Source organism: Streptomyces sp. NPDC002004, assembly GCF_053593975.1.
The window spans coordinates 1-7,377 of the sequence record NZ_JBSFDP010000074.1 but is presented as its reverse complement, the minus strand read 5'-3'; the positions used below and the strand labels follow the sequence as shown (position 1 = coordinate 7,377).

The window sequence follows — 7,377 nt, the reverse complement described above, 5'->3', positions numbered from 1 at the left end:
GACGGCCCGGCGGCCACGTCTCAGTAGGGTGCCCATTCCCCTTGTGGAGTTGGTCTCTCCGCGGCCTGTGCCGGAGCGGCGGGATGCCTGGTTCGTCGAGGTGAGCCCAGTGGGCGGCTTCGCTCACCGGTGCAGGTGGTCCAGGTGTCCGTCGGGTACCGGGTAGGGATGTTCTGCGGGAAGGAGGTGGCGTGCCGCATCCAGGTCCCCGGCGCGTACGAGGTCGTGAATCGTGTGCGCAAGGGTGGTGACGTCGGTGATGGACACCGTCCACTCGTCCGCATAGCGGCGCGCGGCCTCTCCTGCGAGCCCGAGTTGCAGCGAGCGGTACGGAAGCGGCTGCAGGTGCAGATCACGTTCCGGATCCCACTGGACCCGAGCCGGGGACCGCTTCAACTGCCTTTTCCAGGACGCGCTGTCAGGGTGCAGCCCAGGCTTGTAGTGGGACAGGCAGGCATGGGCCAGCGCCCACTCGAAGCCCTCACGGCTGATCTCCATGGCAAGCACGGTTTCCTGGCCCTCCTTGGTGGCCCACCCGCAGCGGTACATCATCCAGAGGAAGGAGGGCTTGATCCACGTCATCCGGTCCCGCTTCCAGGCTGCTGGGAAGCGGCCGTCCCGGGCCGCGGGAAGACCGATGCCCGGTGCGTACGCCTGGTAGACGGTGACCGTGGAAGCGGTGTACTGGGCGCGGATCTGGTGTTTGTGCTCTGTCACGGTGATCAGCGTGAAGGCTTCGTCCGGTGTGCGCCATCGAATTAGCGCTGCACTCGGCCGACAGCCTGCCGAGGCCGTGCGCCGTAGGAGGCCCTGTATCCGCCACCTGGGCCGCTACGGAGCCGCACCAGGCGCTGAGAGGCCCCGACGGAAGACCCGTCGGGGCCTCTAGCGTGGTTCCGGAGCTGGTCCGGTCGGGATGTGATCAGGTGCCGAAGAGCTGGGTCCAGTGGTTGCCCGGCTGGGCCCCGCCTATGCCTGTCTGCTTCCACTTGCAGTTGAGGATGGCGGCCTTGTGCGGTGCACTGTTCCACCATCCGTCGAAGATCTGCTGCGCGGTGGCCCACCCCTGGGAGATGTTCTCCTCGGTCGGCATTGCTGGGCTGAAGCCGGCCTTTTCGACCCGCTGCGCGATACTGGATCCGTCGGACCCGGTGTGTGAGAAGAAGTTGTTCTTGGCCATGTCCTCGCTGTGAGCCTGGGCGGCCGCGGTGAGTTGACCGTTGAGGCTCAGTGCCGGGCAATCGGCCTTCTCCCGTGCGGCGTTCTCCAGGGCCAGGATCTCGCCGGCGGAGGCCTGCTGCACGGCGGTGGGCGTAGCGGGGGCGGCGCTCGCCCCGGCTGCAGCGGAGATCGCCAGGAGGGGGACCGCACACGCGACAGCGCATGCACCCTTCAGGCGGTGAGTTATGGCGCGCATTGCATTCCCTTCGTTCAATCCACCTGCTCGTTCCATTTCCGGGCGGACAAGAGCACGCAGGTGCTCAGCGATGCGAGATGAAGGATGTGGACCGGACGGCGTCCGGACCGTCACCGTGCGCGTCCGCGCCGTGAGTGAGTGGTGCACAGGCGGTACCGGCCGACGCGGAACTCGTCGTCGGTCGTCGCGAGCAGCGCTGCTCCGTCCGTGTCCCCGGGCTGTAGACGGGCAGGCCGCGACGTCCTGGCTGTCGCTTGTCGTGGGCAGCGATGCCGTTCGGATGCGGGACATACCGACCGTCACCGCCAGTGGCCGCATGGACACCCACGTAGTCGTGAGGCGTGCCCGGCTGTCCGCAAGCCCCTCCGCTGTCCCACGTGGGCAATCACGGCGAGGATGTGGCTCCGAACCGAGCACAGGGTCCTTCGGTGCCCCAGGCCTTGTTCCTTTATGGGCTGCCCGCAACATCAGTCTAACGCCGAGGGAATCGGATCTCCTGTCCGGGCAGCGTCGGCGTATCACCGTGCGTTCAGCCGGCTGGAGGCTCGACGGCCGCTCCTGCGGAATGCCCGGCCCGCGTGCGTGGCGGCAGCCCTTCCGGTCCAGCACGCTTTCCGGCAATCTTCTTTGCCCGGCCCGCCGTTCACACCTGGTCGTCGAGGGGCGGGTCCAACAGAAGCCCACTGCCTGGGAGTCGGCTGGACCGTTTCGTTCCACTCCGCCTACGTTGCCTGCACGTCGGCGGACGCCTCCCCGTGGGCGAGGTGGGTCGTCATCTCTTCGTGAGTGGGGGCCGGAGGCAGCGTGCTGGTGCCGTCGGGGCGCAGACCGTCGAGGAAGACCCCGAGGTGTCGTGCGGTCAGGGCTGTGGTCTGCTCGGATGGCAGGTGCGGCAGGGGGCGGCAGATCAGTGCAGCGGTGGTGATCAGGTCCACCGCTGTGAGGTCGGGCCGAAGTGCCTTGTGCGTCCTGCCCAGTGCCAGGATGTCCTCCAGGGCCGCCCCGATCTCCCGTTGGAGTTCACGGGCCTCGGGATCACTGGTCATGGGCCCGCCGATCAGCGGCAGGGCCAGCAGTTCGCGGTTGTCGATCAAGCTCTGCAGGAAGTTCTGCACGGCCGTCAGCGGATCGGTCCGTGCCGTCTTCGCCGCCGCGCGGGCCGTATCGCGCACGAGGGTGAAGCCGTCCACGACGACCTGGGTGATCAGCACATCGCGGCTGGGGAAGCGCCGGTAGAGGGTGGCGATGTTGACGCCCGCCCGGCGGGCGATCTCATCGAGCGGAACGGCGGTTCCCGCTTCACGGAAGGCGGTACGCGCTGCGGCCAGGATCTGGGCACGGTTGCGCGCAGCGTCGGCACGCAACCGCGGCGTCGCGGCGCGCGCAGGGGTACCGGCGGTCACCCTGGTCCACCTCCGCTGTCGTCGTGGTCTGCGTGTGTCGAGGGTATGACATGAATCATAAGTGAAGGATTTTCTGCGCTTAGTGTTAGCCTCGGTCCTGCCGGCCCGGCGAGCGCGACGGCCTGATCCGTGCGCTCACGCCGCCGTCAGGCGCGGTGCACCCCTGGCGGGTGCTCCGAGAACCGATTTCGGCAGAGCGGAAGGAGCGAGGACCCATGCCAGCAGGGGACAGCGGTCGTTTCACCGGCAAGGTCGCGGTGATCACGGGAGCAAGCCGGGGCATCGGAGCAGCGGTCGCCACACGGCTGACGGCCGAGGGGGCTGCCGTCGCCATCGGCTACCGCGGCAACCAGCAGGCGGCGGACCAGCTGGTCTCCGCACTCACAGCCGACGGAGGCAGGGCTCTCGCCATGCGCGCGGACGTTGCCGACCCCGACCAGGCCAGGGCCCTGATCGAGCGGGCGGTCTCCACCTTCGGGCGCCTGGACGTCCTGGCGTCCTGCGCGGGCATCGAGCACTTCGACGCCCTGGAGAAGATCACAGTGGCCGACTTCGACCGTGTCTTCGCCGTGAACTCGCGCGGCCAGCTCTTCGCAGTCCAGCATGCTGCCGCTCACATGGGCGCCGGCGGCAGGATCGTGCTCACCTCCTCGGTGAGCGCATCCCGCGCGGTCTTCGGCCACACCCTGTACGCCGCGTCCAAGGCGGCCGTGGAATCGATGGTCCTCAACCTGTCGGCCGAGCTCGGCGCCCGCGGCATCACCATCAACGCCATCGCCCCCGGCGGCACCGCCACGGACATGGCCGCGGAGCACGGCGCCAGCTACCAGCACCCCCTGCTCAGGGACACGATGTCCACGGACCGGTGGATCTCGGTGCACGGTGCGCTCGGCCGCCTGGCCCAGCCGGAGGAGATCGCATCGGCGGTGGCGTTTCTCGCCAGTGATGATGCGTCCTACCTGACGGGCCGCACGCTGCCCGTGGACGGCGGCTTCTTCTAGCAGCCCCCGCCTGAACAGCGACCACTCGTCGGCGGGGAGACCGCCCTCCGGCGGCGGAGACGGCCCCGGCCGACACCACCGATGCCGAGCGCGGCCCCGTACCGCCTCCGCATGAGCGGTCGCCGTACCGAATGCCCTGCCCCGGGCCGGTGTTCGCACGGCCCGACCGGCTGAGGAAACCAACCGCGCCGTACCGCCTCCGCATGAGCGGTCGCCGTAACGAATGCCCTGCCCCGGGCCGGCGTTCGCACGGCCCGACCGGCTGACGGAACCAACGGCCTCGCCCCGCCGGCGCCGACCGGCACAGGCCCTATCGCAGGCCGCGCGTCAGCGGCACACAGAACTCATGGACAGCACCACGCCCCCGCATCTGCACCAGCCTTCCCTGCGTTCCGAGCCGACGGGACCTGCTCCCTCACTCGGCCGACCGGCGTGGGCGCCCACGGAAGAGCCCTCCGTGACCCAGACCCCGACCCCCGAGCGGCGTGCCCGTCATGCTCTGCTGGATACCGAACCCGGTATTCCGGCCCCCGTGCTCGCTGCCGCCGCCGGGATCCGCAAAGCCGTGATCGTCCCGGTGGTGACCGCCCTGGCGATCGGGACGGTGTTCGTCGCCGTGTATCTGGCGGCCTTCCACGCACCTGTCGCGCGTCATCAGCCGTTGGGTATGGCGGTCTCCGACCGTGTGGCCGCACGCGCCGAACTCGCCCTGAACGACACGCAACCCGACGCGTTCACCTTCCACCGCTACCCCAGCGCCGACGCCGCCCGGCGGGCCGTCACCCACGATCAGGTGCCCGCCGCCCTGGTCACGCATGGCCGCGGTACGGCGCTGCTGGTGGCCGGCGCCCAGGGGCCGTCCACCGTGTCCAGCCTCCAGGCCGCCGTCAGCCGCGCCGTCGGCCACCCCGTCGCGGCTGAGGACGTGGTACCCCTGACACCCGGCGACGCCCGCGGCCTGTCGGTGTTCTACGCCTCCTTCGGAGTGGTCCTGGCAGGCTTCCTGTTTGCAGTCGCCTCCTACCAGATCGCACCGCGACTGGTCCTGGCCGCCCGAGTGGCGTCGATGACGCTCTTCGCGGGCGCTTCCGGAGTCATGGTGGCGCTGATCGGGCATCAGGCCCTGGATGCACTGCCTGCCTCCTTCACCACGGTTGCCGTGGTGGCGGGCCTGCTGGCCATGGCCACCGCCGCAGCAGCCGGGGTGTTGCTGCGGGTGTGCGGACCGGTGGGCATGCCGGTGGCGTCCGTGGTGCTGCTGATATTCGGCAACGCCACCTCCGGCGGAATCCTGCCCCCGTCCTTCCTGCCGGCGTGGCTGTCCCCGCTGGCGCAGGTCCTTCCTCCTGCCGCCGCCGTGCGGGCTCTGCGCGGCGCCGGCTACTTCCATTCCGCCCATCTGGCAGGAGCGCTCGTCCTGCTGGGAGCCTGGGTGCTCGGGTGCCTGGCCATCCAGTACGTCCTCGACCTGCGCGTCGACCGACGTGCGACCGGTGCGCGGCTCCCTCTTTGATGCGCTGTCATCCCGCTGCAAGTCCCTGGCGGTCTGCGGCATTCCACCGTCCCCCTGGGGGAATTGGAGGAACTCGCGGGCTCCGCGCAGCCGTGTGCGTATCTGCCGCTGCGTTGTGCTGCTGTCGAGACGGACGTCGAGGGCCCCGGGCATGCGGGTGTCGGCTCGGCGGCCGGCTGACAGCCGGGCAGCGTCCAGTCCGTCGCGTTGGGCGATGAGAACACCGAGCTCGTGACGACTGAGGGCATCCGCTCCCCCGAGACGGAACATCCCGGCCTGACCGGACGCAGAGAGTTCCCGCAGCGCGGAGGCCAGGTCTTCGACATGCACCGGGCAGCGGATGTCGTCGGTGAACAGGACGCCGTCGGGTCGGAGTGCCGGTGCCGGCCCTCAACAAGGCGCTGGACTCCGCGGAGCATCCCGGCATTTGGCTGTGGCCGCGCCGCGCCCATGTCCACCGGGTCGTTCAGCGAGCGGCCGTAACGGTCGAGTGCGGGGACCACCAGGGTGTCGCCGGGCGGAGGAAGGCGTGGCACGCCTTCAGCCCGGGCCGGAGGCCGGCCTTGCCGGACTTCCTGTCGGCGAACCGGGGGAGCCGGCCGCGGTGGGGCGTCGATCTGCCGTTCGGACTTCACCGCAAGTCGCGGCGTTGACCTCGGATCCCCGCCCCGCGTCCGGACTCGGCGGCGACTTCACGTGAGTTTCTTGTCATAACTAGTTTGTACTGCAAAGCTGACGCCATGGCAGACGCATCGGTGCCCTCTCCCGGCACTCCCCATGAAGTCCTCGCCGGCCTCGGTGACTTGACCCGGCGGGTCCGTGCCGCCCAGCGCGGCGCCTGGTTTCCCCTCCTGATGCTGGGCGTGCTCACGCTGGGCGGGATCCTGGTCAGCCGCTTCACCTTCAAGGTCGAGACCGTGCCCTGCCCGGCGACCGACCCCGCGGCAGGCCCCGGGTGCACCGCGGTCACGCAGGTCACGCAGGGCTCGCCGGTCTACTGGCCCATCGGGCTCGCCCTCGCCTACGCCGCGACGGCGTTCTTCTACATCCGCCGCTCCCGCAACCGCGGAGTCGGCACCCCGGTCCGGCCGTACATCCTCACCGGGATCGTCCTGGTCGGCCTGGTGACCGCCACCGCGATCTGGAGCCTGCGCCACGGGATGCCGCAGCCCGGCGAAAAGCTCGACTTCTGGGGCCTGCACCTCGACCCCGAGTCCGGGGTGACGAGGTTCCTCGAGCGACTCGCCGGGAACGCCGCAGCGGTCGGGCTGCCGCTGCTGGTGCTGTCCTGGGTGGAGCGCAGCCTCGCCCTGCTGCTGCTCACGGCGGTGTACCTGGCCATCGAGCTGGTGCCCCTCACCACAGGCTGGTCGGGGGTCCCGTTCACCTCGCCCTGGTCCGCCGTGCCCCGCTTCGGCGTACCCGGTCTGCTGCTCCTGCTCGGCGCGCTCGGTTTCGGTCTGGCCGAGCTGTACCGGCGGCGCGACGTCTCATGACCGATCAACCCGACCCGCACCCCGTCACCGGCCTCGACGACGTGGTCCACCAGCGCGTCCGCCTCGGCATCCTCACCGTCGCCCACCAGGCGCGCCGGGTCGAGTTCGGCTTCCTGCGCACGGCCCTCGACCTGACCGCCGGAAATCTCAGCCAGCACCTGTCCGTCCTGGAGAAGGCCGGACTGATCCACATCGAGAAGGGCTACGAGGGCAAACGCGCCCGCACCTGGCTCTCCCTCACCCCCGCCGGCGACCGCGCCCTGCACGACGAGGTCACCCAGCTCAAGCGCCTCATCCACCAGATCGAACAAGGCAGTTCAGCCCCGGAGTCCTGATCCGGGTTCCCGGGACCCGTGGTGAGCGAGTGGCTCCCGCTGACGCCCGGCGAACCCGGACAGCCTGCCGAATACCGTCGCTCAAACCTGGGGAGGACACATGACCATCACACCGGTCACCACGAAGACGGACCTGACGCGCCGTCGCGTTCTCGCCGCCGCGCTGGCCGTGGGGGTCGGGGCCGCCGTGCCGAGGGGCACGGCCCGCCAGG

7 protein-coding genes and 1 pseudogene are annotated in these 7,377 nt (G+C 70.0%); 4 read left to right on the top strand and 4 right to left on the bottom strand.

The window, feature by feature from the left end; translation table 11 throughout:
- Nucleotides 1–123 precede the first annotated feature (123 nt).
- From ACWCP6_RS37090 to ACWCP6_RS37080, 3 genes are all read right to left on the bottom strand, one after another.
- Nucleotides 124–717, bottom strand: a complete 594-nt coding sequence (locus ACWCP6_RS37090; RefSeq protein ID WP_450937076.1) for a DUF4291 domain-containing protein — start codon at nucleotides 715–717, stop codon at nucleotides 124–126.
- A 205-nt stretch (nucleotides 718–922) separates the two neighbouring features.
- Nucleotides 923–1,303 carry a CAP domain-containing protein gene (locus ACWCP6_RS37085; protein ID WP_450937075.1) on the bottom strand — a complete coding sequence of 127 codons (381 nt, stop codon included), beginning with the start codon at nucleotides 1,301–1,303 and terminating at the stop codon, nucleotides 923–925.
- 836 nt (nucleotides 1,304–2,139) lie between these two features.
- Nucleotides 2,140–2,820 (bottom strand): TetR/AcrR family transcriptional regulator, encoded by a 681-nt coding sequence (locus tag ACWCP6_RS37080; protein WP_450937074.1) that lies wholly within the window; start codon nucleotides 2,818–2,820, stop codon nucleotides 2,140–2,142.
- A 215-nt stretch (nucleotides 2,821–3,035) separates the two neighbouring features.
- Between ACWCP6_RS37080 and ACWCP6_RS37075 the strand changes: the two genes are divergently transcribed.
- Together ACWCP6_RS37075 and ACWCP6_RS37070 are read left to right on the top strand one after the other, a co-directional pair.
- Nucleotides 3,036–3,821, top strand: coding sequence for an SDR family NAD(P)-dependent oxidoreductase (locus tag ACWCP6_RS37075; protein WP_450937073.1), 786 nt, complete (start codon nucleotides 3,036–3,038; stop codon nucleotides 3,819–3,821).
- Between the two features lie 457 nt (nucleotides 3,822–4,278).
- On the top strand, nucleotides 4,279–5,334 hold the full coding sequence (locus ACWCP6_RS37070; RefSeq protein WP_450937072.1) for an ABC transporter permease: 1,056 nt from the start codon (nucleotides 4,279–4,281) through the stop codon (nucleotides 5,332–5,334).
- 66 nt (nucleotides 5,335–5,400) lie between these two features.
- On the opposite strand, the pseudogene ACWCP6_RS37065 reads toward ACWCP6_RS37070, so the two are convergent.
- Nucleotides 5,401–5,700: pseudogene (locus ACWCP6_RS37065) on the bottom strand (dTDP-4-dehydrorhamnose reductase); the annotation flags it as partial.
- A 374-nt stretch (nucleotides 5,701–6,074) separates the two neighbouring features.
- On the opposite strand from ACWCP6_RS37065, the gene ACWCP6_RS37060 reads away from it, so the two are divergent.
- Nucleotides 6,075–6,830, top strand: a complete 756-nt coding sequence (locus ACWCP6_RS37060) for a hypothetical protein (RefSeq protein WP_450937071.1) — start codon at nucleotides 6,075–6,077, stop codon at nucleotides 6,828–6,830.
- Nucleotides 6,827–7,165, top strand: coding sequence for a winged helix-turn-helix domain-containing protein (locus tag ACWCP6_RS37055; protein WP_450937070.1), 339 nt, complete (start codon nucleotides 6,827–6,829; stop codon nucleotides 7,163–7,165). The genes ACWCP6_RS37060 and ACWCP6_RS37055 overlap by 4 nt, the downstream gene beginning before the upstream one ends.
- The last annotated feature ends 212 nt before the right edge of the window (nucleotides 7,166–7,377 follow it).